The following is a 25511-nucleotide window of genomic DNA, read 5'->3' as shown; positions in this document are numbered from 1 at the left end:
GCTTTCCCGAATGGCAAGATCGATAACAAAAGCAGGGCAGACCCAAAGAAAGATCTGTATTTGTGCCCGATCGATGTCAAAGTCGTCAATACTTAATTTTCAGTATTTCTTAATTTATTAATTTAATGTAAAACGTGTCCGATCAAATTTTTATTTTTTGCCAACTCTCGGAACGATCCGCGGCAAGTTCTCTATCTAGTAAAATCTGAGCAAATCTCAAGGCCAGACCACTCCTTGCTATAAGTAAAATTAATATATATTATTTTTTGATTGTGATTATTAGTAATGACTATTAAGCTGTCGCGCATCTAAATTAGATTTTTAGGGCGGGCGGGACGCCCAACCCCTACTCCCCACAAGACTTTTAATAAAAATTACTATACAAATTAGATGGACGCCAGCTTATTGATGGTTATTTCACCAACTCCCGCACAAACTCAAAAGCCCTTCGACGCAACTCGACGGGCAGCAGCGACAATCCCAAACCCGCCCACATTTTCGCCTCAGAAACCGACTTTCCAGCCCAGACCATCGATCGCCCTTTTGCAGTTTCACCAACCTCAATCAGCCGCAAACCCAGCGCTAATTGAGTTTCGGCAATCCTGTTGAGCCTGGCTGTTTCCAACTTCTCGGAATCAAATTCGTAACCGATCAAATAGCGCAATTTATCGCTCAAATACGGAATTGCCCGATCGACTCCTTGCTGTCCTGCATGAACTCGATACTCCATCAACAGCTCCGGCAAGTAATAGCACTTTTTGCCCGCAATCGCAAGTCTCACAAACAAATCGTTATCTTCGCAATTTTGCAAATTCGGCCGCAGAAATCCTACTTCTGCCAGCGCGCGGCGGCGAAACAAAGTTGCCCCTATTTGCAAACTTTGTCTCAGAAAAACTGTGGAAAGCAAATCTTCAATAATTCCAGGCGACAACTCGGTACGGCCCCACCGCTGCGAATTAATTTTCGTCTGGTTTTCATCAATATAATTGTGAATGTCGATCACCCAGTGATCTGTACTGACAAAATCAATGCTGGAGTCTCGATCTAAGATAGCAGATGTGCGCTCTAGAAATTGCGCGCTCAGGCGATCGTCATCGTCAAACTTGATAAAATATTCGCCCCTTGCCGCTGCAAAGCCCGATCGCATATTATTGCTTTTGCCGATATTCTGCGGGTGGCGAATGTAGCGAATCCCGCGATCGACAAATTCCGACATCAACAGAGGAGTGCTGTCAGTAGAACCGTCATCGCAGATAATTAATTCAAAATCTGTATAAGTTTGATCTAGCACGCTGGCGATCGCACAAGCCAGCAGATGCACTCGATTGCAAGTAGGAATGCAAACGCTAATTTTTGGCACTAACTTAGACAATTTTAGATTTTGGATTTTGGATTTTAGATTGCGGACAAAGGAAGACAATCATTGATTTTATTGTATTTTTTATATCTCGCGACGATAACTCAAGCCTTCTCTCGCGACGATAACTCAAGCCTTCTCTCGCGACGATAACTCAAGCCTTCTTACTTCCTCCTTCTTACTTCTTCCTTCTTACTTCTTCCATCCGTTACATCCCGTACATTGCTCGTTGCCGAACTTCCTTTTTTAACTCAAACGAGCCGTACATTCGAGAATTAACTTTTGGTTCACCAAAGCAAACGGTTGAATTTCCAAAGCGCGGCGAAAAGCTTGAATAGCATTTATGTATTCTCCCAAGGCAGCGTAGCACAAACCCAGACCGTGCAGCGCCCCAAAATGCACCGGGTTCAGTTTGAGGACGGTTTCGCAGTCGTGGATCGACTTTTGATAATTTCCTTGGGTATAGTGAAGTACGGCGCGTCGGTTCCAAGCTTCAGCAAAATCCGGCGCTTCCGAAATCAGTTGTGTCAGCAAATCCAAGGCGCCGCTAACATCGCCTGCATCTAGTAAAACTTGCGATCGCCTGAGAATTTGCATCCCATACTCACCCTTCTGGTTAAACCAAGTGCGCCAGAGTTCTGTAGTTGCCCGATCGCGCACGCTTTCGTCGGACTTTTTCAAGTCTTCCAGCAGCGCGTTAACAGATAATTCGTCCATAGGTGCGAGGATTGTTAAAAAGATTCGATCGATCAATTTTATCGCTTGGGGGCAACTTTATTTATCCGACATCCCATGAAGATTTTAATGCTTTCCTCGACTTTTCCCTATCCGCCAAGCCGCGGAGGAACTCAGGTAAGGACGTTTAATTTATTGCAATACTTGAGCCGGCGGCATGATGTAATTCTCGGCACTGTGCGATCGCCCGATGTCACCGATTCACAAATCGACACATTGCGCCAGCAAGTTGCAGAATTAGCAGTTTTTCCCAACCCGCAAGAACCCCCCCAACCCCCCCTTGTCAAGGGGGGGCTAACTCTGCACCAGAGGCTTGAGGAGGGCTTCTTGGCTTCCCCGCAAGAACCCCCCCAACCCCCCCTTGTCAAGGGGGGGCTAACTCTGCACCAGGGGCTTGAGGAGGGCTTCTTGCCTCCCCCCCTCAATCAGGGGGCGACTGAAGGGGGGTTCTCTGAAATAATAGGAAAATTCCACAGATTCGGTCGATTTTTGTTGTCCGGGACGCCTCCCAACGTACTCTCAAGCTACTCCCAAGCAATGCAGAATTGGGCAGACGAGTTGGTAACAGCAGGCAAATGCGATGCTGTCACCTGCGAACACAGCGTTAACGAGATTTACGTGCGTCCGGAATGGCGGCAAAAAGTGCTGACAGTGGCAAACATTCACAGTTCTGTTTGGGGAACTTGCAGGGAAATGTTAGCAACCGGCACCTCCGAAAAACCCCTGCGCGATCGACTGAATTTACCGCTACTCGCCCGTTACGAAAAACGCTACTGTTCCAAATTTTCCCGCATTGTCGCGACAACATCCACAGACAGAGAGCAACTCCTAGAATTGCTGTCGCCTCCGGTTAGGGTGCGAGGAAAACAGGGTTTTTTTGTACCTCCCATAGATGTAATTCCTAACGGGGTAGATTTGGCCGCATTTCCGTACCGGTCGATCGATCCGGGAGGACATACCTTAATTTTTGCAGGCGCAATGAACAATTTGCCGAATATTGACGCGGCGCGGTTTCTCACTTTACAAATACTGCCGCCTTTGCAGCAGCGCTATCCCGATGCTACCCTCACCTTAGTAGGGGCTTCGCCAGTCCCGGAAGTGCTCGCCTTGGGGAAACTCCCGGGAATTCAAGTAGTAGGTCGGGTGCAAAGGGTGGCAGAATATTTGCATCAGGCTGCTGTTTGTGTGGTGCCGATGCGGATTGGTTTTGGAATTAAAAATAAAACTTTGGAGGCGATGGCTGCGGGAACCCCTGTCGTTGCTAGCGATCGAGGTTTGGAGGGTTTAGCCGTCGATGGCGGCCCACAACAGATAAAGGCCTTGCGGGCGAACAAAGTTCAGGAGTATGTTGAGGCGATTACCAGTTTGTTTGAAAATCAGCAGCTAAGACAGGAACTCTCTGTCAGCGCTCGATCGCTCGTTGAAAGCCAATACACTTGGGATATCATAGGTCGGCAGTACGATCGGCTATTGCAATTTTAAACTCTAAATTCTAAAATCTAAATTCTAAAATGGGACGATGGAACACAAAATTAACACCTCAAAAAATCGAGTCAAACCCCCAGAAAATCGCAAAGTTGCTCCTCCTCCGACAAGACGCCGCCGTCAAACCCGCCGCCCCAAAAATCTTCAAGAGTCCCAGCTTCCAATACCTCTTCCCCTAACTCCCGCCAGATATCCCTGGAAAAGACTGGTAGCTAATTTGACAGCCCTCAGCGTCTTGTGCGGCTGCTCTGCTTTGATGGGAGGTGGCGCTTGGCTGAGTTACCAGCTCATTGTCGATCCTAATGGCAACAAATTGATCTCTCAGTTTGTGCCTGGATGGTCGCGCCTGCCTACAGGTAGCAGAGATTCGATCCAAACTCTCGATCAAATCAAAGCCAGCATCCGCAAATTGGGATTTATAACCGGAGAACCCCTGCCGCTTCCCGTCGATAATTCTATTTCCGATTTGCTCTTGCCAGTGATGGTAGAAAGGACTGTTAACGCTTCTACTGTTTGCAAAAATCCTTGCCGTCAAATTGTCGAACTTCGCGTGTACCAGCGGGTGCAGCTTCCCGATCGCGATTCCGATCGAGAGCAGTATTTTCAGTTAGCAAGTTCTCTGAATCTAGAAGGCCCTGCGGAATCTTTTGTCATTGCTTCTTTAGCTGACTCTACATCTAACAATCAAGCCTCCAATCAGTCGCTACCCCTAACAGAACTGCGCCGCTTTGACGGAAAGCCCCCCGCCTCGGGCATTTGGTTTAATGTCAGCGGTAAACTGGTGCGGGGCGACAAGAAAATTCCCTACGGACAAGTCGTTCGCTACAACCCCAGCCAAAATCATTTAATCTCGCTTTTGGATTGGGTAAGTGCGGCCGGACAACCGCCGAATTGGCAACAAATTGTTAAGGGTTCAAATCCGCAGTTGGCGATCGACCAAACAGTAGGTTTAGAGCCGCAATTTACCCTTTATCAAATTGGCCCGCGCAAATTTTTGCCGAACCCCGTTCAGTTAACCGCGATTTCTTTAGAAGAAATTGCCTTCAATGACGAGACTTACAAAAATGGGCTCCGACTTGCCAAAAGCGGGCTGTGGTCTCCAGCATTAAATGTCATGCGTGTGGCGAAGGGGAAAGCCGGCAAAAATTGGCCCGCAGTCGCGCAAGCTCAGCTAGAAACGATCGAATTTCACGCTAAAATTACTCGGGCTCAGGCGATCGCATCTTGGGCCAGTCCCGGTCAACAAGTTCTCGCAGAATTGATCGACGGCCGCTGGAGCGAAGCTTTGCAAGTATTTGAAGCCGATCCGAGCAACAGTCACGAAATTGCCACAACCCTCAAAAATGACGGCGGGCGGATCTGGAACCGCATAGACGCCGCCTTGAGAGTAAATTCCGCTGACGCCGATGTCAAGGCTTGGGGCGCGCTCATTGTAGCGTCTCAAGACGGAACTCGCGAGGCGATGAATTGGCTCGACCAGCAATCAGATACTGACAGCGAAACAAGAACTCGAATTCGGAATTTAGTCAATAAACTTGAGGAAGCAGTTTCTAAGGCTGAAAGTTTAGAAAACCACAAGAGTCAAATTATGGGTTCTGCTACTTTAATTAGCAGTATCAATCCCGCTGAGTGGCTGGAACCCGAACCGAAAAACGAGTTAAAATTGGCAGGACAACAAGTTTGGTATCAGGTGCAGGTAGCGAGTTTTTACGACGGCAGCCGCTGGGTTAATTCGCCCTTTTCAGACGTAGAAGTGCGCTCTTTTCCTGCTACTCAAGTCAAGTGGCTCTGGGGGCGGCTGGGATTGCAGTCTGACCCCAAGATTAAGATTGAGGTAGCGATGGCTAACGGTCAACAAAGAGTCGCTGTAGGAACGGTGAAAGCAGTGCAGGTTCAAGACGGAAGTCTGCGCTTGCTAGCGGCGGTTGACAGGCGATCGTGATTTGGCCCAAAGCATTCGGCAGAGAGAACAGTTCTAGACGCACTCTTGACACGAAGAAACCGGGTTTTTTTACCGTTTCTGCCGATTGCAACAGAAGTATTTTCGTAAAAAAACCCGGTTTCCTTCCACCCGTGCATCCAAAACTAGGAACCAGGAAAATCCTTTCTTCTCCCCCTTCCGCAACTCGTCGAGAGGCGCAATCTCAAAACCCTTCCCCTCCCCACTGATCGCTTTTGGACAACAATGCAGACAAAAATTTTGTTAATTTAATTAACGCCACTTGCGCACAAAAAACTCAGAGATGTCAAAGCGCGCCCTTTTTAGAGAGTGCTGCAATCATCTGCCGTTTCACCGCTTTAGCCCAAAGCTCAAACTCCAAACTGTTGATATTGTTAATTTTCACTGCCTCAACAGGCTGATCGGGGGCTTCCTTCTGTGCTGTAGTCTCCATTGTTTTTTTCCTCGTCCAAAAATTGTTAGTAGTCGATCGCAAACGGTTAGTGTCATACATCTATTTTATGAACTAATTCCTACTATTAGTTACACTAAAGGCAGAGATTTGATTCATAAAATGCAGTAAATACATCTCCACAATGCAGTTTCCGAATTTAATGTCAAAAAATCCTACAACCATTGCTATGTATAGGTTTTTCCTGACATTAAAATGTTACAATTTAGATTGTATGGCAAGCTCAAACCAATAGTTATGTTAGTAAACTTATTTTTTAATGAATGTATTGGCATATACCGCAGAAAATAATTTTATTGAATTCACATAGTGCCGTAAAGCCGATCGCCCGCATCTCCCAGTCCGGGTACAATATAGCCGTGCTCGTCCAAACACTCGTCAACTGCCGCCGTATAAATCTGCACGTCAGGATGCTGTTCGTGAAAGTGCCCCACTCCCTCCGGTGCCGCTAGCAAGCACAAAAATTTAATAGACTTCGGATTAACTTCTTTCAGCCTATCTACTGCCGCGACTGCTGAATTACCAGTAGCCAACATCGGATCGACAATTAAAACATCTCGCTGTTCGATATCTTGGGGAACTTTGAAATAATATTCGATCGCCATCCGAGTTATCGGATCGCGGTACAAACCAATATGTCCTACCCTCGCTGACGGAATCAGTTCTAAAATACTATCTAACAGTCCCTGACCGGCGCGCATAATCGAAATAATCACAATTTTCTTTTCTGCAGCCAGCACCGGTGCATTCATTTTGGCGATCGGCGTTTCTATTTGTTCGTATTTTAGCGGCAAATCTCGCGTCACTTCATAGGCTAGCAGCATTCCAATCTCTTTCAGCAGTTGGCGAAATTTCGCCGTGCTCGTTTGAGTTTCCCGCATGAGAGTTAACTTGTGCTGTATCAAAGGATGGTCGATGACAATAACTTTAGCACTCATTTTTTTAAACAATTAATCTGCTTTATTATACCTTATCAGTCGGGACGCACTCTTGACACTAAAAAAATTAGGTTTCTCCCAGCCCTGCGTCCAAGAATACTTATATCAAACCCTATTGAAAATACGAATACCGCGCCAATAAACTTCCCTCCTAAACTTGCCTTTCATCTGTGCAGCGCGACACTAACTAATGCCAGGTTTGAAAATTACAAGTATGTCGTTTTCTCGTTTCCTCTCCTTCCCGCGCTCTTCCTGAGAACGCAGATCCGGGTTCAAAAGCCTCCCGACCGGTCTAGCTGTCTTGCACTTCGTCCAAGCCCACTAACCTTGCACTTCGTCCAAACCCACTAACAAAGATCCGGATTCAGGCACCGGAATTTTCCGGAACTTTCACCAACAGATATGAATCTTAAGAAGTATCAGCAGAAAATATTTTTTTTCGGTTAATTCACTAATCGAAAAAAACTGAACGGGAACTGCACATGAGGTCGTAAGCTTGGCTTGACTGGCTTTTCATATTTCAACATGAAGGCGGTCATATTCAAATGTAAAAAAAATTACCTAAATTCAGTTCCATTTTTTTAGGGTGCTCCTAACACACAACAGAACTTATTAAGGAGAACATCCATGAAGTTTGTAAAACTATTGCTAGCTACGGCATTAATGACTGCTTCTATCAGCCCCGCCTTAGCTAATCCTGCCGTTCAAATTTTAGGTGCAAGCTACGGCGGTAGCGGTTGCCCAGATCGCTCCGCCAGCGTCAGCGTCAGCCCCGACGGTCAAGAACTCACCATCCTATTTGATAAGTTTGCAGCCCTAGGAAATGTCTCAGCAGAAAGCCGAAAAAGCTGCAATCTGAGCATTCCCATCAAAGTACCCCAAGGCTTCCAAATTTCTATCTACGATGCTGATTACCGCGGCTACGTTGCTCCCAAAACCACAGGCAACCTGCGAGCAGAATACTTTTTCGCTGGAACCCGCGGCCCAGTTTTTAATCGGAATTTCAGTGGTGAAACTAACTACAATGTTCGAGATAGCTTAGCCACTGTAGCTGATGTTTGGTCTCGCTGCGGCGACAGTGTAAATATGCGAGTAAATGCTGCGATGACAGCCCGCGGTGCCGGCATGGCCACCGTTGACTCATTCGATTTGGCTCATCGCGGCTTAGTTTATCACGTCAAATATCGCACTTGCCGCTAAGCAGCTTGTGGGAGTGTAGTGTGAGGTATAGTTTTCAGGTTTAAATTTTGAATTTTGAGTTTTAAGTTGGAAGAGGGAATAATTTTCCCTCTTCCTTCTTTTTCGCTCAGCTTCGCCGCTATAGCCGTCTTCCCCTTAAAACACAGTGCCGTCACTTTCAATCTGAATTGGCGGCACTCCACCAGCCCTCAATTCGGCGGCAATTTTCCGCCCCGCCGCCCAAGTTCCTCCTTGCAAAATCTTCACCAGCGGCAATTGTTCCGCACTCAAATGCAGCTTTTCTCGAATAGCTGCGGCAATTTTATCTAAAAGATTCACAGTGAGCGATCGCCATTCCACTATAACTTCCGAACCCGGCAAGTAACTCTGTTCAAAAATAGCCGAATCTTTTGCCTGCAGCAGCCCGATATCCAAACACAAACCGCCGTTGCGGTACTCCGGCAATCCCGTTAACTCATCCAATCCAGCGACTTCTAAACCAAGTTTTTGCAGCGGTTCCAACAGCGAATAAGTCAACCACTGCGATAGTTTGTGAAACGGCACGAATTCATCTCCCAGATTTTCTCCTGTTAAGGCCCGATGCCGCCAAACATCGCCTAAATTAACTCCACCAATTGCATATCTTCCCGGCCAAATTTCCCCAAAACCTGTCAAAACAGCGCTCAACACTTCTGAAGCCTTCACAGTTTTGACTCCAGAAACCCGACTGTCGAGCAAGTATTTTGCCAAATTGCCGGGACGCGGGTTTTCGCTACCAAATAATAATGGATGCTGGCAAATCGCATTCCCCAAACGCTGCAATAATTCTAATCTGCCTGTTAAACCAACTAGCGGATTGTCTGGACTTACCTGAAATCCAGCAGCTAAGGTTTCTAGTTTTAACTGAGAAAGTCCGCGATAATCAGCTTGCCAAGGAAAATCGGGATTGCTGGAAAAAATACCTTGACAAAACATCCGCAAGCTGGCTATTGCTAACCCTTCAGAACGGCGGTAAACCTGTCCGCTTTCGGATTCGCAATACTGCCAATCTGCACCAGCACCAGCATCGAGCAAAACGCTGACAATTGCTAAATCAAATTTGATTTTAGCTTGCTCTATGAGTGCAAATTCGGCTATTGCTGCATCCAATTCTGCGACGCGCTGCAGGTTGTCGGCTTCAAAATGCCGCCAGCGACTGTGAAAGGGAATGTTAAAATCGGGATACTGTTGGCGCGTCGTGTCAATTACATAATTTGCTGCTTTGTCGAGTTGGGATAAATCGACGCGGAAGTAGCGGAGTTTGTCAAGGCGGGCTAAATCAAAAAGCCGATCGCACTTTTGACGAATAGCAGCCGGCGTTCTCAGATATTCTACAGTCTCAAGTTCACTATTGCCCAACTTCATACTACCAAACACCGGTAAACATCGTTTTCTTGAAAAAAGTCAAACTGACTGTAATCTAAAAGATTATCTAAAATCGCATTTTTATCGATTTTTATCAGCTTGTATTCCCACTTCGAGCCGCTGACTTCGCGTTTTATTTGCTCGGAAACTATGACTGAATTTCTTTCTCTACCCGGAGTTACTATTTTACTTAAATCTTCCAGCCGATCGGCTATATTAATATCTTTTCCGTAAGTGCAAGACCGAAATATATATAAATTTCCCTTAGCAACTCCCACCGACAAGCCGCAAGGTATTTGATTGGCGTGAATAAACAATTTCCAATTCTCGCACAGACTTTCCATTGCTGCTAAGGCTGAATGAGATTCCGGGAAAGTCAACAAATGCGAATCGCCAACAATACTCCGAATTGTGCCGCCGTATTCTTCGCAAATTGTTTTTTCAAAAGTATCGAAGTTAGTGAGCAAATATTCAACATCTTTTATAGAATTAGATTCTTGATAAGCTATAAAACCTCTCAAATCTGCTTTAATTATTGCTTGATTTTTTATAATTCGCGTTTTGTAACTTTGGTCAATTTTGTAAACTTTTTCAGGTTCGCTCATCCCTTTCAAAGAAAACTCGTTGACAAAAGATGTTTGCACTTCTGCTTTGTTGAGCGCCAGCCATGCTGCTTGCGACAAATATATTTCATCCGGCGGAGTTACTGATTCTATGCGCGCTGTTAAATTTACCGTATCGCCAAAGATATCTTTATCTTGATGCAAGACATCTCCTAATGTAATCGACACGCGGATAGCCAATCGTTCGTCGTTCGCCTTGCTAGATTGTTGCGCTCTCAATTCTTGCTGCATTTCGATCGCAGCCACAGCCGCCGCTGTGACACTTGGAAAAATCATCCAAAACGAATCACCCTCCCCTTTAATCACGCTTCCTTCATTTCTGGTGCTAATATCTGAAATAAAATTTTTATGTTCGTTTAACAAACTACTTAAGTCCGACTGAGATAATTTTTTTACTCTGGCGGTATATCCGCAAATATCTGTTTTTACGATCACAGTAGAACGCAAATTAGCCATAACCTACCCTGACTGATCAAAAACCAGCAATAAATTTATGTGACCGAGACGCGATAGTTCGCGTCCGATCGCGTCTTGGCCCTCTCAATCTCCTAAATCGCGTCCGACCGCTTCTGCAAGAATTGTAGCATCTGGCACAGGGTCGAGCGTGTAGTAGCCGGCGGCTTTTTTGGCGACAATTTCGACTTGTGCGTCTGCAGGAATCCAATCTTCTGGAATGGGGATGCGATCGACCACCTGAATGCCAGAATTGATAATCGCATTGTATTTCATATCGCTCATCGAAACTAAACTGTCAATGCGAGAGATCCCCAACCAGTGGAGCACGTCTGGCATTAGTTCTTGAAACCGCATATCTTGAACTCCCGCAACACATTCAGTGCGAGCAAAATAGGCATCAGCTCGATCGCCCCCTTCCTGCCGTTTTCTGGCATTGTACACCAAAAACTTAGTCACTTCCCCCAAAGCTCTCCCTTCCTTGCGGAAGTAAACAATTACCCCAGAACCCCCGGATTGTGCAGTTTGGATGCAAATTTCAATCCCGTGTACCAAATAAGGGCGGCAAGTGCAGATATCGGAACTGAAGACATCTGAACCGTTGCATTCATCGTGTACCCGTACCGCCAACTGCTTGTCCGGGTCAGAAATATTCGCGACATCGCCAATGATATAAATCGTAGTTCCGCCAATTGGCGGCAAGAAAACGTGCAAGTCAGGCCGCGTCACTAAATCCGAGAACATTCCGCCTGTTTGCTCGAACAGAACACGGCGAAGAACGCTTTCTTGGGCGCCGATCCGCCGAGCAATTCCCGGCAAATACCAAACCGGGTCGATCGCAATTTTAGTTACTGCTAAATTGCCGCCTTCTTTGACTATTTTGCCATCAACTTTTACTCGATTTTTAGCGATGGCATCTTGCAATTCCGGCATATTAATGTGAGCTTTAGTTACAGCAATTGTCGGTCGAATATCGTATCCCTGCTGTAAAAAAGAAGTATAAATTTCGCTGACCAAGCCTCCAAAGGGATCGAGAGAAACAATCAAATCGCGATCGCCCCAACTCGGGTGCGGCCCGATGTGTGCGGCCGGAGAGGTGTTGGTAAAATCGGGGCGGTGATCTGCTTGGAGTGCACCAGAAGCCACTGCTAGCGCGCGATAAACAGAGTAGGAACCCGAATGAGTGCCGATCGCATTCCGGTGAGACGATTTGCTGAGGCTGCCAATCACAGGCCCCCGTTTCAGCGGATCGATTTCTCCCCAGTAAATGGGATGAGGTTTTGTGCCAGATCTGTCGGGATGGGATGTTAAAACTATATGCTTGGGTTTTGACACAGTTGTTTTTGGCTCTTGCTATAGATGGTGGCGTTGGTTGTCAGCCGAATCGCAATCTGAAACAGTGATTCATCATACCAACAGTACACACCTCCCTAGTTGAAACAATCCCGCTACACACACAAAACCCTATGTCGGCTTGGGTTTCAGGATAACAGGAGGTTTTCGTTGGATTTGATATAAGTCCAGAGTTCGCTCTTTTCCAGTATAACCAACACCAAAGACAGCACAACTGCCAAACGCCAATTTTGAAGTTTTAACAGATGCGAAAAAAAAAGATTTGAGATTTTGAGCCGCCCACGTGCAGTCAATCTCAAATCCCAAATCTCCAATCTCAAATTTCAAATCGAATATTTTTGCTCAAAACGCCTTAATCCAGGCTTTGAGGGTGACAGAATTCCATTAAAATTGCCTCGCCTTCGCCGCGCGAGTCCAATTCCTGCGCCACCCGCTTGAGATAGTTTTGCGACAGCAAGCGGCTGGAAATTTTCTGCGGTATAAACCAGCGATGGCGCCACCGCAAACAAAGCGAAAAAGCCACCGCTTCTGGAACAGAATAAGTGGAGTGCCGCCGAATTTGCAAGCCAGCAACTTCTCCTGCTTTACTCAGAGTTTTGGAAGTGAATTGTATGATGTTGCGCGGGAAATAAGTGCTGTGCCACCGCCAGCCAAGCAGGCGCGCCGATTCGCAGTCAGCGTTCGGTACAGCTACCCAAATATAACCGTTGGGTTTCAGTAATTGCCTCATGCAGTTGAGTGTTCCGGCAGGCGAAGGTGTTGCCATCAAAACGTGGGAACAGGTGATAACATCAAACTTTTCCTCGGTACCGTTTTGTGCGATATATTCTTCCAAAGTGCCTGTAAAAACATCGAGTCCGCAATCGCGGGCCGCCGCTGCCGCAGATTCCCCAGGCTCAACCCCTTTAACTTCAACTCCCAGCTTTTTGAAGACTTGCAGAAAAGAGCCTCCGCCGCATCCTACATCCAACAACCGCTTGCCGACAGGGATAGGAATGTGCCGGTATTCGCCCCGCCGCTTTGCTTCTTCAACTACTCGTTCCTCATCCTCAACGCGAGTGTTGTAGCACAGATAATCTGGCGGATAATATGGAATCAACTCCTCCCATGTAGGTTGGGGATTGAGAAATCTTAGCCCGCAATCCTCACAGCCGAAAAGCGACCATTTCAGCGGTTCTTTAGGAGCATCCGAAGTGCCAGCTTTGTTACGGAAACGGATATTTTTTGAATTACAAACAGGGCAATTTGTCAGTTGTTGCATGGTTCAGTTTCAGAATTTGTACAGTTTCTAACAGTTGCTAATGGCAGTCGATCCACCACAATTAATTACCATTAGTTGGGCTGGTAGAGTGCACGCCTGGAAGCAGATCGAAAACTAGGTTTCTTTGCAAATTAGTAGTTGTAGATACCCGGTTTCTAGATGCTCGGTTTGTTGGCGATCGACCCCCGATCGATCGGCACTGTACGATTTTATGTCTAAAGGGTTAGACTGAGAAGGTAGCATTTGTTACCAAAAAATACAGCGGACGCTCAACAGACAATGATTGTCGGTAGCGTTTTTGCCGTAGCGCTGAATTCTTAAGAAAATACTAACTCACAAAATTAATGTTGCCAAGTAGATCTAATTATTTACTCAAAAATAGTCGCGTACCCGCGTCTCTTCTAGAGATGAAATCGCTCGCCCCGTCAGCTTCTACTGTCGCCACAACGGGGACTGAGAACAATTTTTGTGCGGTGGATATCGAAATTGCAGCGGGTACGATCGCTCAAATTATTCCATCAGGTACAGAACATTTATTCCCAATTACAGATATCCCAACTGTTGATTTGTGCAATCGGTTAATTTTGCCTTGTTTTAACGAGAGATGACTCTCCCTCCTCGCTACTTGCCTTATAGCATTTTTGATTTTTGATTTTTGATTAAAGAATTGGGAATGACTTACTGGATAGGGGTTTGGATCGCGGGCAACCGGCGTTGCATTATTTTTAGAAAATGGTATTAATTAGAATTATTTGACCGGGCTTGATACGATCTCGTGTCCGGTAGATTCGTTATTGTATAATTTCATACCGCTCGGCATGGCGGTTCGCCAATACCTTTAATTTCCCAACCGCCAGTCGCTCAGTAGGGGCAAAGTTTATAGATACTTTGGATGTGAATGATATATGCAGGCGCGAAGCGGCCCGTACAAATATTGTGGTTAATTTACCGGACACGATTTAAGCGATTAACTGGGCTTGATAAGCTTTGCTCGCCGGCTTTCATTATCTTGTTGTGTTCGAGGTGGGGGGAGGGGGAGAAAGTCCAATGCGGAGAGTATTCTTGCTAGTTTTGATACGGAGAAATATACAATTTCAATGCCCAACCGCTGATTAAGCGATGTGAAAACAATCAAAAAAGATTTGAGATTCTGAGCCGCCGACGTGCGGTCAATCTCAAATCTCAAATCGAATATTCTTGCTCAAAACGCCTTAATCCACGCTTTGAGGGTGACAGAATTCCATTAAAATTGCCTCGCCTTCGCCGCGCGAGTCCAATTCCTTAGCCATGCGCTCAACACGCTCGTCAGAAAGGAACAAGCGGCTAACTTTGTGCGGTACAAACCACCGATAGCGCTGCCACAAACAGATAGAGTAACGAAGGGCATCCGGCAAAGAGTAAGTGTAATTGCGCTGAATTGCCAAACCTGCCTTTTCGCCGGCTAGAGCCAATGTTTTTGGAGTGTAACCGATCAGATTGTAAGGATAATCTGTGCTGTGCCAGCGCCAGCCCAGTTGCCGCGCGTATGGGCTGTCCGCGTTCGGTACAGCCACCCAAATGTAACCGTTTGGAGCCAGCAATTGCCTCATGCAATCGAGTGTTTCTGCAGGGAAAGGCGTTGCTCCCAAAACGTGGGAACAGAGTATGACATCAAACTTTTCGTCAGTACCTTTTTCTGCAACGTATTCTTCTACAGTGCCGGTGAAAACATCGACACCGCATTCGCGGGCCGCTGCTGCTGCTGAGGAGCTAGGTTCAATTCCTGCTACCTCAACTCCCAGTTTTTTGAAGACTTGGATAATGGAACCTCCGCCGCATCCCACGTCTAACAGCCGCTTGCCTACAGGGATAGGAATGTGTCGGTATTCATTGAGTTTTTTGGCTTGTTTTACTACATCTTCTTCCTCTGGTACGTAAGTGTTGTAGCACTGCCAGTTCTCTGGGTAATAATCGCTCAGTTCATCCCATGTCGGGCGGGGATTGACGAATACTAAGCCACAATCTTCGCATCCGTAAACTGACCATTTAGGAGCCTCTTTTGGTTGACGGGCTGTCCCGGCTGTGTACCGGAAGCTGATTTTTTGGGAGCTGCAAACAGGGCAATTTGTAAATTTTTGCATGGTTCAATTTCAGAATTTGTACAGTTCTAACAATTGCTAATGGCAGTTGATTCACCACAATTAATTACCATTAGTTGATCTGGTAGAGTGCACGCCTGGAAGCAGATCGAAAACTAGGTTTCTTTGCAAATTAGTAGTTGTAGATGCTCGGTTTCTAGATGCTCGGTTTGTTGGCGATCGACCCCCGATCGATCGGCACTGTACGATTTTATGTCTAAAGGGTTAGACTGAGAAGGTAGCATTTGTTACCAAAAAATACAGCGGACGCTCAACAGACAATGATTGTCGGTAGCGTTTTTGCCGTAGCGCTGAATTCTTAGGAAAATACTAACTCACAAAATTAATGTTGCCAAGTAGATCTAATTATTTACTCAAAAATAGTCGCGTACCCGCGTCTCTTCTAGAGATGAAATCGCTCGCGCCGTCAGCTTCTACTGTCGCCACAACGGGAACTGAGAACAATTTTTGTTTGGTGGATATCGAAATTGCAGCGGGTACGATCGCTCAAATTATTCCATCAGGTACAGAACATTTATTCCCAATTGCAGATATCCCAACTATTGATTTGTGCAACGGGTTAGTTTGGCCTTGTTTTGTCGATATGCACGCGCATTTAGACAAAGGCCACATTTGGGAACGATCGCCCAATCCCGATGGAACTTTTGCCAGCGCGATCGACACAGTACGCGCTGATGCCGAAAAAAACTGGAATGCAGAGGATGTTTACCGGCGGATGGAGTTTGGCCTCAAATGCAGCTACGCCCACGGAACCAAGGCCATCCGCACTCACATCGACAGCGCAGGGGAACAGGGAACCGTTAGTTTGGGAGTATTTGAAGCGCTGCAAGCCGAATGGGGCGATCGGCTGATCTTGCAAGCAGTTTCCCTGGTTTCCCTCGACTATTTCCTGACACCAGCCGGCGAAAAATTAGCCGATCGCATAGCCCAAATCGGCGGCAGTCTCGGCGGCGTCGCCTATATGAATCCCGACTTAGACAAACAACTCGATCGAGTTTTTGCCTTAGCCAAAGAACGAAATTTAAACCTCGACTTTCACACCGACGAAAACGACGATCCAGATTCAGTAACACTGCGGGAAGTCGCAAAAACCGCCATCCGCCACGAATTTTCCGGTCAAATTATCTGCGGACACTGCTGTAGTTTAGCCGTACAACCCTCAGATTTAGTAACAGAAACTCTGGAATTAGTCAAGGAAGCAAATATCGGCATTGTCAGCTTGCCGATGTGCAACCTTTACTTGCAAGACCGAGAATCTGGGCATACACCGCGCTGGCGGGGAGTGACACTGCTGCACGAACTCAAAGCAGCCGGAATTCCCGTTGCAGTTGCTAGCGACAATTGTCGCGATCCGTTTTACGGATTTGGCGATCACGATGTTTTGGAAGTCTTTAATATGGCAGTCCGAATCGCCCATTTAGATAGACCTTGGGAAGATTGGCAGCGCACAGTCACAAAAACACCAGCAGACTTAATGGGATTGCCGAATCTAGGAAAAATTGCCGTTGGTTTACCAGCAGATTTAATTTTGTTTAAGGCGCGGAATTTCAGCGAACTGTTATCTAGGTCGCAGCGCGATCGCACAGTTTTGCGGCAGGGTAGAGAAATTGATACAACTTTGCCCGATTACCGCGAACTAGACGACTTGTTGCAAGTTAGGTAAGGTGTGCTTCGGCGTGCTGTTTTCCTGTTAGCGTAAGGTGCGCCGCAAGCACCCTACATTGTGAGGGTATAGCGCAGTTTCTTGTTAGATCGGGACTGGCAAGATGCCCGTCCCGTGAATTATTGAGGACTGCTATCTTGTCAATTTGCAACTGATTTGATATAAATATAAAAGCTGATGCAATCGAGGATGTTTTAAGTGAAAGCAGTTATTTTATTGTCGGGAGGGCTGGATTCCTCAACTGTTTTGTATCAAGCTAAAGCCGACGGCTGCGAGTGTTACGCGATTTCGTTTGACTACAAGCAAAGACATCGGCGGGAGTTGGAATCAGCAAGGGCGATCGCACTTTCAGCCGGTGTTAAGGCGCATCAGATAGTAAACTTTGACCTGACGCTGTGGGGCGGTTCGGCTTTGACGGATAATCAGATGGAATTGCCGATCGATCGCACTCTTGGAGAAATGTCCCAAAACATCCCAATTACCTACGTTCCAGCTAGAAATACAATCTTTCTCAGCTTTGCCCTCGCCTACGCAGAAACTCTAGAAGCCGATCGCATTTACATCGGTGTCAACGCTTTAGATTATTCCGGCTATCCCGACTGCCGCCTCGACTACATCCAAGCCATGCAGGAAGTATTTCGGTTAGGAACCAAGCAGGGCAGAGAAGGAGAAGCTATTAAGATTATCACACCTTTGATTGAACTTAAAAAAACAGAAATTATTCAATTAGGCAACAAATTAGGAGTTCCTTGGGAGCAAACTTGGTCTTGCTATGCAGGCGGAGAAAATGCGTGCGGCGTTTGCGATTCTTGTCGGTTGCGGCTGGCGGCTTTTGAGGAATTGGGCTTGAAAGATCCGGTGCCTTACGCTTAAATATGACTTACGCACGACGGCCCAGAAACCGGGTTTTTTCGAGTCTCTTCGCTTCCGCCCGCCGAAACGGTAAAAAACCCGGTTTCTAAGCATCGCAGCGGGTGGTCAGAAACCGGGTTTTTTCGCAAGAATATATTACAGATGGCAGAAGCTGCCAAAAACCCGGTTTCTTGGGTTTTGATGCGTAAGTCCTGCATGACTAAAATTTGAAAAATTGATTGTTAATTAGTTTTGAATCATCCGAGTGCTTATTTACCTTTCGGCTCATCCTCAACTTTCGGTTGACCCTGGTCTTCCTGTTCAAACCTAATTTCATTTTGCAGCGAATTCAATGGGACTAAAAGCATATCAGCTATTTGCGATTGTCCTCTAGCCCTGTAGATATCTATAGCTTTCTGAAAATCTTCTGCTGCACCCTGTAGGTTTCCTAATAAAGTTTGAGCATCAGCGCGAACAATATGCGCTTCTGGAAAGCTAGGATTGAGATTAATTGCTTGAGTTAAAAGTTCAACTGATTCTTTATATTGTCCTTTGCGAGCAAGGTCGAATCCTTGTTGATAAAGTTCTTGAGCTTTCATAGCATTTCTTAATTTCTGCTGTTCATCGCGCTTGCATAAAGGATCGAGTCTATTGACTTTACCTGATGAATCAAGTATAAAACACCCTGGTTCTTCCTGAGCATTCGCTACAGTCTGAAAAAGAGCTAGAGACACAATAATGACAGAAGAAAAAGCAGATATTAGGTAGCGGTGTTTCAGCATTACTGGTACTGTTTCAATATTATTTATTGTAGATGTTTACCATACCTGCCTGGTTCCAAATGTGACATCGGTTATGGCAATAAGTTATTTGTATCACTTACAATAAAATAGCTCAGCTCGTAACATCCTATAGATCGCACTCTGCAATCAATTTCGCAAGCATCATTTTGTAAGTATCATTGGAGCTTGAGCTATACGAACTACGTTCAAAAGACTGCTGTATTTATTGGGGTAGCAACTGCTATTAATGGACTTACTTGTGCAGCTCAGGCTCAGTTCTGTGCAAACCCTTCTCATACAGCAGCAACCAAAGCTAGACTCGATCAACTTGCCAATAGTCAAGGGATACCAATCAATCAAGTTGGACGAGCTTTTCAAAACTTTGCACTAGCTACCATCAGACCAGGTACTACAATTCCAGAGAATTTTAGGTTATTTCCTTCACCAGCAAGGGCAGCGGCCACAGGTGGTGCTATCCGAAATGTAGAACCTGATGGAGTTCTTCCACTTGTGTTCGTAAACTTTCCAGCAGGCCCAACTGAAACATATCCTGATAGCGTTTTCTATGAGGCCAAGGCACTGCAAGGAGGTCTTCTCCCCCCTAATTACCAAGATTATCAAATTCTCGGTTTCATTGATGCGCTCAGTAACAGCCCTGCCAAGACAGCAGGCAAAATACCAGCAATCATTTTTCTCACTAGCGCCGATATCAAGCAGATTAGTAATGCTACAATAGCAGAAGCTACAGTGAGAGGTGTAGCTGTCTGGCACGCTATAGGTTGTGAAATTCCCGGCAGCTTTAATCAGCTCCAACTAGGTGAAGCCTCCCTGAAAAATTCCGAAGTCTACTTGATCCAGCTAACGCTTCCAGAAGCAGTAGGCCCTGGAATCCCCGGAAGGCTTTTCATTAATTAAAGGTTAATTATCTACTCATTCATAGCTTACTCAATGGTGAAAATCATGTCTATTGAAGAGCGCCGAGGTATTGAAACAATTGACAGAAACCAAAATCTACTTCTCGTTCGCGCTCCTATTGAGTCAGTGGCGGAAAAATTTAGTAGGGCGAGACGTGCGGATGTTTGGGAACGGGATATATACGATCGCGAAATCGAAATTACGGCCGAAAGCTATATTGTATTTCAGTTCCGAGGACATCCTTGGACGATCGTTGAGCAACTGAATCATCATCCCGGTTCCCTTGTATTTGGAGAAGGAGATGCTATCACCCTTTCCTGGTTCCTATCCACTCGCGCCATCTACTACAAATGCAGCGACACTTGCGGTTATATTGGTTATAACTGCTACGAGAGAGGTGCATTTGCTGAGATGCTGTACTTTGAGGAAGAAATGGATCTCCTATTCCTCTCTGATTTTCGTGAGGTTAAAGCTGAGGACATTGACAGTGCCTTTCGCTTTACTTACGCTTTTATGGAGGAGCAAGATATCTATATCCCCTACGCATATTACGAAAATGTGAAGGTTGGCGATCGCATTAATTTGCGCCCCAAAGGCCCGACGTTAGATGATTTAGTACGCAGCGACTTCGAGCGAGTAGATTATCTAGGTATTCGCTAAAATATGCTCAACTAGAAATTTTCGCCGCACCTTTCAACCCGCTATTCTTTCGCCTTTCCCCACAACTTCCCCATCCGCTGCTGCAATTCCATCTAAAGTTCGATCGCCCGCAGCCCCTTCCAACAAGTGAATTTGAAGTTGATCCAACCGCGGCCCGGACACAGAAACAACCGTAAGTTCCACATTTTCGCCCCGCCAAACTTCCCCAGCAGCCGGCATTCTTTGCAACTGATAACTCAGAAAACCTCCAATTGTCTGATATTCGTCAGTTACTGGCAAATCCAAATTCAATATTTGATTCACATCATCTACATTTAACTGCGCTTGCACTAAATAAGTGCGATCGTCCAATACTTGCAAAGCAATTTCTTTGCTGTCGGGCGACTCGTAGCTGCGGCCGATAATTTCGGCAATCAAATCCCTCAGCGTCACTAACCCGGAAATGCCGCCAAATTCATCGACTACGATCGCAATTTCTTCCGACGAACTCTGCATCAAAGGCAGCAGTTCCCCCAGCAGCATCATCTCCGGCACAAACCTCACCGAACGCATCCAAGGTAAAATTGGCGTGTCGGGAGATAGCAAACCTTCAGCTAGGGGTTTCGCAAGTTGTTTGAAGCCAATAATGCCGATAATTTCGTCTAAAGAATCTCCCGTCACGGGATAGCGGGAATGGTGAGAAATCGCCATTTCGTCGAGCAAAGTTTGAAAGGTTGCCGTCTTGGGAAGTGCGACAATGCTAGGCCTGGGCACCATTACTTCTTCTACCCAACCTTCGCCAAATTCAAACACGTTGTTAAGCAGTTCTCGCTCTTCTGCTTCCAAGCCGCTTGATTCGCTGGAAGTAGCTATAATTAATTGCAGTTCTTCGGGAGTAACCGGTCGGTGTCTTAGGTCGTATTCGATGCCCCCAAACCGCAAGAGCGATCGAGTGGATTGATTGAGAAACGACACAAAGGGATTGAACAGACGGGAAATCAATAAACTCGGAGGTCCTAAACTTCTGGCCAACTGTTCGGAATACAGTAACGCTACAGATTTGGGGAAAAGTTCGCCGAGTACGATTTGCAGGTAAGCTAACAGGAAAAAAGTTACTATTGATATGCCCAAAGAATGGGCGATCGCAGACTTGATGTAAATTGGCAGCGGCAAACAGCCGATCGCAGCTTGGACTAGCACGGCGATCGTATCTTCCCCAATCCAGCCGAGAGCTAAACTAGAAAGAGTGATTCCCAACTGCATTGTCGATAGCAATCGCTCGATACTGTGCTGCAAAGATTGAACAGTTAGAGCTGCAATATCGCCAGCATCCACTAACTGATTGATGCGCGATCGGCGTACCGTCACCATCGAAAACTCAGCCGCCACAAAAAAAGCATTGATCCCAATCAGCAGCAGCACTGACAGCAACCGCGACAGCACCTCTGCCCAAGTCATCGCGGGTAAATCAGATATCTCCTGCACTCTCGCCCCTAAAAGTGACACAACGCTCCCTAGAACAACTTTCTCGATCAAACGTGAGAATCCCTCTGGAGGTTTTGCTCCTTTTGTTTTACTTCACCACTGGAATGCCAGATATTTGCAACTGAAGTTTTTGACCTGGATAATCTGTCAGCGTCAGCGAAACTTCCTTAGCATTTTCCAGCAAAGCTGTGGGAATACTCACCGTACCGTAATACACCTGCCCGTTGGGGGGCAGTTCGGCCGGCAAATCCTCCGCAGTCGCGCTCAGGGCCCGGCCGCGATCGTCAGTGACGTTCAAGAAACTGTAGAGAAACCTCACAGCTTGGGAGCCTTCGTTTTTCATGCTCACGTCTAGCAGCATGGAATTGTTGCGCTGACTGGCAGCGCTTACCTCCAAGGTTATTCCCCCGTCGCGACTGTTCAGGGGAAACTTGGCGCTGGCATTTTGTGCAGCCGGTTTTTTGGCTGTGGCTGGTTTAGAGCTTGCCTTGTCTGTTTTAGTATTTGCCCCGGCCGTTGTTTTTTCTGGATCGCGACCTTCTACCCGCGCTTTGACGGTTTTGAGAATGTCTTTTTCTTTCAAAATGCTCACTTGGTCTTTGCTAGCCACAGTTCCCTGCTTGCCGCTGCCAGCATTGTTGCTGGGGCGAATATCGGGTTGAGTCGTTCCTTTCAAGGCTTCGCGACCTATAGTAAATCCCCAAACAGAACTCGTCACGCCTGCTCCAAACATCAGAGCCAGGAGAACTAGAGTCAGCACTACCGTCGAATTCACTGCCATTGCCTATAATTTTATGCCGAGTCCTAGAAACTGCTTTGTCCGGTCGATCGGCTTGCCTAAGAGCGGCTAACAGGCGATCGGGGACTCAGCAGATCTAAAGATTTTGATTTTTGTTCTCTAGTTCTAGCACGGACTGAGAAATTATGTTATAATTCATTTTGAGTTAGGTCGAACAAATCGACTTAACGGCAGTTGGCCGAGCGGTTTAGGCAGCGAACTCATAATTCGCCCCAGGCAGGTTCAACTCCTGCACTGCCGATTTTTAATAACTTAGGACGCTCAGCGCGCGAAAAACCCCGTTTCTTCCTAGAGGCTTGCTTACCCAAAAGCCCCTATTCTGGTATAAACCGGGTTTTTTACGTTGTCAGCGGGCGGAAACGAAGTATTTTGCTCGGTGATGGACGCAAAAATTGGCTTGACGCGCTAGTTACAGCGCACCCTAAGTAGTTTATTTAGCTGGACTTTGTTTAACAGTCATTTGTGCCCAATCTAAAATCTAAAATCTAAAATCTAAAATCGTATTATCTCTTAATTAACTCCACTCCGTCCCGCCCGTCGAGTTCTTGAACGTAAACCTTAACTTGTTCTTCCTTTGCAGTCGGCAACTTTTTACCTGTAAAATCCGGCTGAATCGGTACTTCTCGGTGGCCGCGATCGACTAATACCGCCAACCAAATTTTCTCCGGCCGCCCGTAATCGTTTACCGCATTCAAAGCCGCTCGAGTCGTTCTGCCTTTATAGATAACATCATCTACCAACACCACGGTTTTGCCCGTCAAATCGAAAGGAATTTCTGTTTTAGCCGGTGTCCGCATCGCAACTCTATCCAAGTCATCTCGGTAAAAGGTAATATCCAAAGCGCCCACGGGTACTTTGACTTGTTCGAGGACTTCAATTTGATCGGCCAAAATTTGAGCTAAAGGCACTCCTCTACTATGAATCCCCAACAGCACTAACTCCGAGGGGTTCCCTGATTTTTCTACAATCTGGGAAGCGACGCGGGTGAGAGTGCGCCTCACTTCATCAGGCGATAAAATTTCGATAATTTTAGTCATTGGTTGCTGCGAGCTAATTGTTGGCTGTTGGCATATCGAACAATTTGAGATTTGAGATTTGAGATTGTAGATGGACTTGACAGATGAATCTGGGGGTTTGAACTCAGGTCAAAACTTTTTTTTACTCCTGTCGGTGGCGGATCTCTGTCTTCTGCTGGACTTACCTCGAACGGATGAAAAGCAGATGCTGCGATTGCAAGGCTTGGAGCGCGAACAATGACACAAATACGTTATTTATGCCTCCGGGACTGTTCGGGTAAGGCGATTAGTTAGCGGCTCAAACATAATAAGGTATAAAAAAGCAATGATAGTCCCAACCAAATCAGAAAGCAATACCGAGTTAATTGCAATGCTTGGCAAATTAGCGGCGCTGTGATGGGGTGAACCGGCTCGCCTAACAGCGGTTTGTGTTTGAGAACTCCGCGATAGGAATTAGTACCTCCTAGTTGCACTCCCAAGATGGCTGCGTAAACGCACTCGCTCCAACCGGAATTCGGACTGGCATCTTTAACAGCATCTCTCTGACAAATTTGCCAAATGTAAATCGGTTTGCCAGATATAAGGGCTAAAGTAATCACTGTTAGCCGACAAGGAATCCAAGTCAGCACGTCTTCTAGTTTGGCGCTAAACCATCCTAAATCAGTGTAGGGCGCTTCTTTGTAGCCGATCGTAGAATCTAATGTGCTGGCTGCTTTGTAAGCGATCGTCAAGGGGACTATAGCACTCACCCACATCGAGTTAGGATCGATCGGCCGAGCGGTAACACTTAATAATAGATGCGGCAGAGCGAACCCAAGTAAGGCATAAAATAGCGGTGCTGTCACGCCATCAACTGCATTCTCGGTTACAGTTTCTAACAATGCTCGCAGAATTTCAGGCTCCGATAAGTTTTCGGTATCCCGGCCGACGTAAAGGCTCAACCGTTCTCGCGCCTTGACTAAATCTCCAACATTTAAAGGTGCTAGCACATCCTCCGCAGCCGCCCTCAAACTGCGACCTGCAAAACAGCTTGCCAGCAAAATGGTCTGTATGGCAATACCTAAAAGAGGATGCACCCAACTAGCAGCTTGGACGATCGACCAACTGACAGTATAACTGCCTAGAATCAGCCCGATCGCTAGTATTGTACCAGCACATCGTAGCAGCAGTTTGGGCCGATCGCCAGCGGGACGATCGCCTGCTTCAGGCATTTTGCCTGCGGGATTATTCCATATATTAAAGACAAGTCGAGTATAGCTGTCGATCGCCCAACCCATCGCCTGCACGGGATGCGGCCAACCCCAAGGATCGCCGATCGAATAATCCAACACCGCAGCTAAAATCACAACAGGAAATTCATCCGGCATCATTATATATTGTGTCAAACTTGATAGTCCGTCAATCGATTTTAGATTTTAGATTTTAGATTTTAGATTAAAGAATTGAAGAAAGCGACCCCACCCATCGATCCGGGGGCTGGCGATGGGGAGCGAGGAGCTGTTTTCTCGCTCCACGGATGAATCCGGGGGCCCGAACCATCTTGCTTGATTGTTAGAGCAGGAGCGCTCGCAATGGTAGCGCAGGTTTTAACTGCTGCTGCCTTTAGGGACTGTAATTTTTGAGAGGCAATTTTAACTGCTGAGATTACTTTCGTCGCGCAGCAAGTGTACGTTCTCCTCCCAATTAACACCGTCAAAGGGTAGGATCTGAAAGTGTTCGATGGCATCTGAGTCAACAGAGCGAATGATCGGGATGCGATCGGGGGCGATAGAACGAGTGAATGTCGCAAATTCGGCAGAAAGTATGTTGAGCAGTTCCTGTATTAAATGTATAGGTTGTCAAAACATCTTCGCCACGCTCGCAAGGTAAAACGTTCCGGCTGCACAATGAGGTGCAAAAATCCCTTCTTTTTACAGATAGAGCAGTTGCAATCAGATGCTTCGTGTTTGTCAACGGCGACAAGGAAGCGGACAGCACCGCAGCGTGTGCCTCCAAAGTAGGTAACAAGTGTTGCGTCCATGTG

The 25511-nt window shown here is 46.5% G+C and carries 24 protein-coding genes and 1 tRNA gene; 9 read left to right on the top strand and 16 right to left on the bottom strand.

The features are described from left to right. Nucleotides 1–412: 412 nt before the first annotated feature. Nucleotides 413–1360: a glycosyltransferase family 2 protein gene (locus tag QUA80_RS04940; RefSeq protein WP_333422036.1), complete on the bottom strand. Its 948-nt coding sequence runs from the start codon at nucleotides 1358–1360 to the stop codon at nucleotides 413–415. 243 nt (nucleotides 1361–1603) lie between these two features. Next, a complete protein-coding gene (locus QUA80_RS04935) occupies nucleotides 1604–2074 on the bottom strand; it encodes a tetratricopeptide repeat protein (RefSeq protein ID WP_333421961.1) in 471 nt (156 codons plus the stop codon). A gap of 75 nt (nucleotides 2075–2149) precedes the next feature. On the opposite strand from QUA80_RS04935, the gene QUA80_RS04930 reads away from it, so the two are divergent. Together QUA80_RS04930 and QUA80_RS04925 are read left to right on the top strand one after the other, a co-directional pair. Beyond that, the gene (locus tag QUA80_RS04930) at nucleotides 2150–3574 is read left to right on the top strand and encodes a glycosyltransferase family 4 protein (protein WP_333421960.1); all 1425 of its coding nucleotides are present in this window, start codon (nucleotides 2150–2152) and stop codon (nucleotides 3572–3574) included. Nucleotides 3575–3611: 37 nt separating this feature from the next. After that, a complete protein-coding gene (locus QUA80_RS04925; protein ID WP_333421958.1) occupies nucleotides 3612–5519 on the top strand; it encodes a hypothetical protein in 1908 nt (635 codons plus the stop codon). A gap of 304 nt (nucleotides 5520–5823) precedes the next feature. On the opposite strand, the gene QUA80_RS04920 is transcribed toward QUA80_RS04925, so the two are convergent. Then, nucleotides 5824–6030 carry a hypothetical protein gene (locus QUA80_RS04920; RefSeq protein WP_333340977.1) on the bottom strand — a complete coding sequence of 69 codons (207 nt, stop codon included), beginning with the start codon at nucleotides 6028–6030 and terminating at the stop codon, nucleotides 5824–5826. Between the two features lie 260 nt (nucleotides 6031–6290). Continuing rightward, a complete protein-coding gene (upp, locus tag QUA80_RS04915) occupies nucleotides 6291–6926 on the bottom strand; it encodes a uracil phosphoribosyltransferase (protein ID WP_333421956.1) in 636 nt (211 codons plus the stop codon). 627 nt (nucleotides 6927–7553) lie between these two features. Between upp and QUA80_RS04910 the strand changes: the two genes are divergently transcribed. Further along, on the top strand, nucleotides 7554–8126 hold the full coding sequence (locus tag QUA80_RS04910) for a DUF4360 domain-containing protein (protein WP_333421954.1): 573 nt from the start codon (nucleotides 7554–7556) through the stop codon (nucleotides 8124–8126). A gap of 135 nt (nucleotides 8127–8261) precedes the next feature. Here the strand turns inward: QUA80_RS04910 and QUA80_RS04905 are convergent, their stop codons facing one another. The 5 genes from QUA80_RS04905 to QUA80_RS04885 form a co-directional block, all read right to left on the bottom strand. Continuing rightward, nucleotides 8262–9509, bottom strand: a complete 1248-nt coding sequence (locus QUA80_RS04905) for a URC4/urg3 family protein (RefSeq protein ID WP_333421952.1) — start codon at nucleotides 9507–9509, stop codon at nucleotides 8262–8264. Continuing rightward, nucleotides 9506–10588, bottom strand: coding sequence for an adenylate/guanylate cyclase domain-containing protein (locus QUA80_RS04900; RefSeq protein ID WP_333421950.1), 1083 nt, complete (start codon nucleotides 10586–10588; stop codon nucleotides 9506–9508). The genes QUA80_RS04905 and QUA80_RS04900 overlap by 4 nt, the downstream gene beginning before the upstream one ends. Nucleotides 10589–10672: 84 nt before the next feature. Then, nucleotides 10673–11920 (bottom strand): GTP cyclohydrolase II, encoded by a 1248-nt coding sequence (locus QUA80_RS04895; protein ID WP_333421949.1) that lies wholly within the window; start codon nucleotides 11918–11920, stop codon nucleotides 10673–10675. Between the two features lie 370 nt (nucleotides 11921–12290). Then, on the bottom strand, nucleotides 12291–13199 hold the full coding sequence (locus tag QUA80_RS04890) for a class I SAM-dependent methyltransferase (RefSeq protein ID WP_333421947.1): 909 nt from the start codon (nucleotides 13197–13199) through the stop codon (nucleotides 12291–12293). 114 nt (nucleotides 13200–13313) lie between these two features. Then, nucleotides 13314–13442, bottom strand: a complete 129-nt coding sequence (locus QUA80_RS04885; RefSeq protein WP_333421945.1) for a hypothetical protein — start codon at nucleotides 13440–13442, stop codon at nucleotides 13314–13316. Between the two features lie 101 nt (nucleotides 13443–13543). Here QUA80_RS04885 and QUA80_RS04880 point away from each other — a divergent pair, with 101 nt between their 5' ends. Further along, a complete protein-coding gene (locus QUA80_RS04880) occupies nucleotides 13544–13807 on the top strand; it encodes a hypothetical protein (protein ID WP_333421943.1) in 264 nt (87 codons plus the stop codon). Nucleotides 13808–14410: 603 nt separating this feature from the next. Here QUA80_RS04880 and QUA80_RS04875 read toward each other — a convergent pair. Together QUA80_RS04875 and QUA80_RS04870 are read right to left on the bottom strand one after the other, a co-directional pair. After that, nucleotides 14411–15319: a class I SAM-dependent methyltransferase gene (locus QUA80_RS04875; protein ID WP_333421941.1), complete on the bottom strand. Its 909-nt coding sequence runs from the start codon at nucleotides 15317–15319 to the stop codon at nucleotides 14411–14413. Between the two features lie 113 nt (nucleotides 15320–15432). Next, nucleotides 15433–15561, bottom strand: coding sequence for a hypothetical protein (locus tag QUA80_RS04870; RefSeq protein WP_333421939.1), 129 nt, complete (start codon nucleotides 15559–15561; stop codon nucleotides 15433–15435). Between the two features lie 101 nt (nucleotides 15562–15662). Here QUA80_RS04870 and QUA80_RS04865 point away from each other — a divergent pair, with 101 nt between their 5' ends. Together QUA80_RS04865 and queC are read left to right on the top strand one after the other, a co-directional pair. Next, on the top strand, nucleotides 15663–17000 hold the full coding sequence (locus QUA80_RS04865; protein WP_333421936.1) for a cytosine deaminase: 1338 nt from the start codon (nucleotides 15663–15665) through the stop codon (nucleotides 16998–17000). A gap of 198 nt (nucleotides 17001–17198) precedes the next feature. Continuing rightward, nucleotides 17199–17873, top strand: a complete 675-nt coding sequence (queC, locus tag QUA80_RS04860; protein ID WP_333421934.1) for a 7-cyano-7-deazaguanine synthase QueC — start codon at nucleotides 17199–17201, stop codon at nucleotides 17871–17873. Nucleotides 17874–18121: 248 nt separating this feature from the next. Here the strand turns inward: queC and QUA80_RS04855 are convergent, their stop codons facing one another. Continuing rightward, complete coding sequence (locus tag QUA80_RS04855) at nucleotides 18122–18634, bottom strand: tetratricopeptide repeat protein (protein WP_333421933.1); 513 nt, start codon at nucleotides 18632–18634, stop codon at nucleotides 18122–18124. A gap of 186 nt (nucleotides 18635–18820) precedes the next feature. Here QUA80_RS04855 and QUA80_RS04850 point away from each other — a divergent pair, with 186 nt between their 5' ends. Then, nucleotides 18821–19549, top strand: a complete 729-nt coding sequence (locus tag QUA80_RS04850) for a hypothetical protein (RefSeq protein ID WP_333421931.1) — start codon at nucleotides 18821–18823, stop codon at nucleotides 19547–19549. Between the two features lie 45 nt (nucleotides 19550–19594). Continuing rightward, nucleotides 19595–20209: a hypothetical protein gene (locus tag QUA80_RS04845; RefSeq protein ID WP_333421929.1), complete on the top strand. Its 615-nt coding sequence runs from the start codon at nucleotides 19595–19597 to the stop codon at nucleotides 20207–20209. A gap of 33 nt (nucleotides 20210–20242) precedes the next feature. Here QUA80_RS04845 and QUA80_RS04840 read toward each other — a convergent pair whose 3' ends face one another. Continuing rightward, the gene (locus QUA80_RS04840; RefSeq protein ID WP_445302202.1) at nucleotides 20243–21694 is read right to left on the bottom strand and encodes a hemolysin family protein; all 1452 of its coding nucleotides are present in this window, start codon (nucleotides 21692–21694) and stop codon (nucleotides 20243–20245) included. Nucleotides 21695–21761: 67 nt separating this feature from the next. Next, entirely contained in the window at nucleotides 21762–22454 is a 693-nt protein-coding gene (locus QUA80_RS04835) for a hypothetical protein (RefSeq protein WP_333421928.1), read from the bottom strand. Between the two features lie 186 nt (nucleotides 22455–22640). Here QUA80_RS04835 and QUA80_RS04830 point away from each other — a divergent pair. Then, nucleotides 22641–22713 (top strand) — tRNA-Ile (locus tag QUA80_RS04830). 262 nt (nucleotides 22714–22975) lie between these two features. Here QUA80_RS04830 and pyrR read toward each other — a convergent pair. Both pyrR and cbiB read right to left on the bottom strand, forming a co-directional pair. Beyond that, nucleotides 22976–23509, bottom strand: coding sequence for a bifunctional pyr operon transcriptional regulator/uracil phosphoribosyltransferase PyrR (pyrR, locus tag QUA80_RS04825; protein ID WP_333421926.1), 534 nt, complete (start codon nucleotides 23507–23509; stop codon nucleotides 22976–22978). A 269-nt stretch (nucleotides 23510–23778) separates the two neighbouring features. Beyond that, nucleotides 23779–24858, bottom strand: a complete 1080-nt coding sequence (gene cbiB / locus QUA80_RS04820) for an adenosylcobinamide-phosphate synthase CbiB (protein WP_333422032.1) — start codon at nucleotides 24856–24858, stop codon at nucleotides 23779–23781. Between the last annotated feature and the right edge of the window lie 653 nt (nucleotides 24859–25511).

This window comes from Microcoleus sp. F4-D5, assembly GCF_036704885.1.
GTDB lineage: Bacteria > Cyanobacteriota > Cyanobacteriia > Cyanobacteriales > Microcoleaceae > Microcoleus.
This window is presented reverse-complemented; position numbering and strand designations above follow the sequence as displayed.

What these genes read in the sequence shown, in the direction of transcription:
- QUA80_RS04845 (WP_333421929.1), top strand. Translation starts at nt 19,595, where the DNA reads ATGTCTATTGAAGAGCGCCGAGGTATTGAAACAATTGACAGAAACCAA.
- QUA80_RS04900 (WP_333421950.1), bottom strand. Translation starts at nt 10,588, where the DNA reads ATGGCTAATTTGCGTTCTACTGTGATCGTAAAAACAGATATTTGCGGA.
- upp (WP_333421956.1), bottom strand. Translation starts at nt 6,926, where the DNA reads ATGAGTGCTAAAGTTATTGTCATCGACCATCCTTTGATACAGCACAAG.
- QUA80_RS04870 (WP_333421939.1), bottom strand. Translation starts at nt 15,561, where the DNA reads ATGCTACCTTCTCAGTCTAACCCTTTAGACATAAAATCGTACAGTGCC.
- QUA80_RS04910 (WP_333421954.1), top strand. Translation starts at nt 7,554, where the DNA reads ATGAAGTTTGTAAAACTATTGCTAGCTACGGCATTAATGACTGCTTCT.
- QUA80_RS04930 (WP_333421960.1), top strand. Translation starts at nt 2,150, where the DNA reads ATGAAGATTTTAATGCTTTCCTCGACTTTTCCCTATCCGCCAAGCCGC.
- QUA80_RS04925 (WP_333421958.1), top strand. Translation starts at nt 3,612, where the DNA reads ATGGAACACAAAATTAACACCTCAAAAAATCGAGTCAAACCCCCAGAA.
- pyrR (WP_333421926.1), bottom strand. Translation starts at nt 23,509, where the DNA reads ATGACTAAAATTATCGAAATTTTATCGCCTGATGAAGTGAGGCGCACT.
- QUA80_RS04880 (WP_333421943.1), top strand. Translation starts at nt 13,544, where the DNA reads ATGTTGCCAAGTAGATCTAATTATTTACTCAAAAATAGTCGCGTACCC.
- QUA80_RS04855 (WP_333421933.1), bottom strand. Translation starts at nt 18,634, where the DNA reads ATGCTGAAACACCGCTACCTAATATCTGCTTTTTCTTCTGTCATTATT.
- QUA80_RS04885 (WP_333421945.1), bottom strand. Translation starts at nt 13,442, where the DNA reads ATGCTACCTTCTCAGTCTAACCCTTTAGACATAAAATCGTACAGTGCC.
- QUA80_RS04865 (WP_333421936.1), top strand. Translation starts at nt 15,663, where the DNA reads ATGTTGCCAAGTAGATCTAATTATTTACTCAAAAATAGTCGCGTACCC.
- QUA80_RS04890 (WP_333421947.1), bottom strand. Translation starts at nt 13,199, where the DNA reads ATGCAACAACTGACAAATTGCCCTGTTTGTAATTCAAAAAATATCCGT.
- QUA80_RS04935 (WP_333421961.1), bottom strand. Translation starts at nt 2,074, where the DNA reads ATGGACGAATTATCTGTTAACGCGCTGCTGGAAGACTTGAAAAAGTCC.
- QUA80_RS04920 (WP_333340977.1), bottom strand. Translation starts at nt 6,030, where the DNA reads ATGTATGACACTAACCGTTTGCGATCGACTACTAACAATTTTTGGACG.
- cbiB (WP_333422032.1), bottom strand. Translation starts at nt 24,858, where the DNA reads ATGATGCCGGATGAATTTCCTGTTGTGATTTTAGCTGCGGTGTTGGAT.
- QUA80_RS04905 (WP_333421952.1), bottom strand. Translation starts at nt 9,509, where the DNA reads ATGAAGTTGGGCAATAGTGAACTTGAGACTGTAGAATATCTGAGAACG.
- QUA80_RS04875 (WP_333421941.1), bottom strand. Translation starts at nt 15,319, where the DNA reads ATGCAAAAATTTACAAATTGCCCTGTTTGCAGCTCCCAAAAAATCAGC.
- QUA80_RS04835 (WP_333421928.1), bottom strand. Translation starts at nt 22,454, where the DNA reads ATGGCAGTGAATTCGACGGTAGTGCTGACTCTAGTTCTCCTGGCTCTG.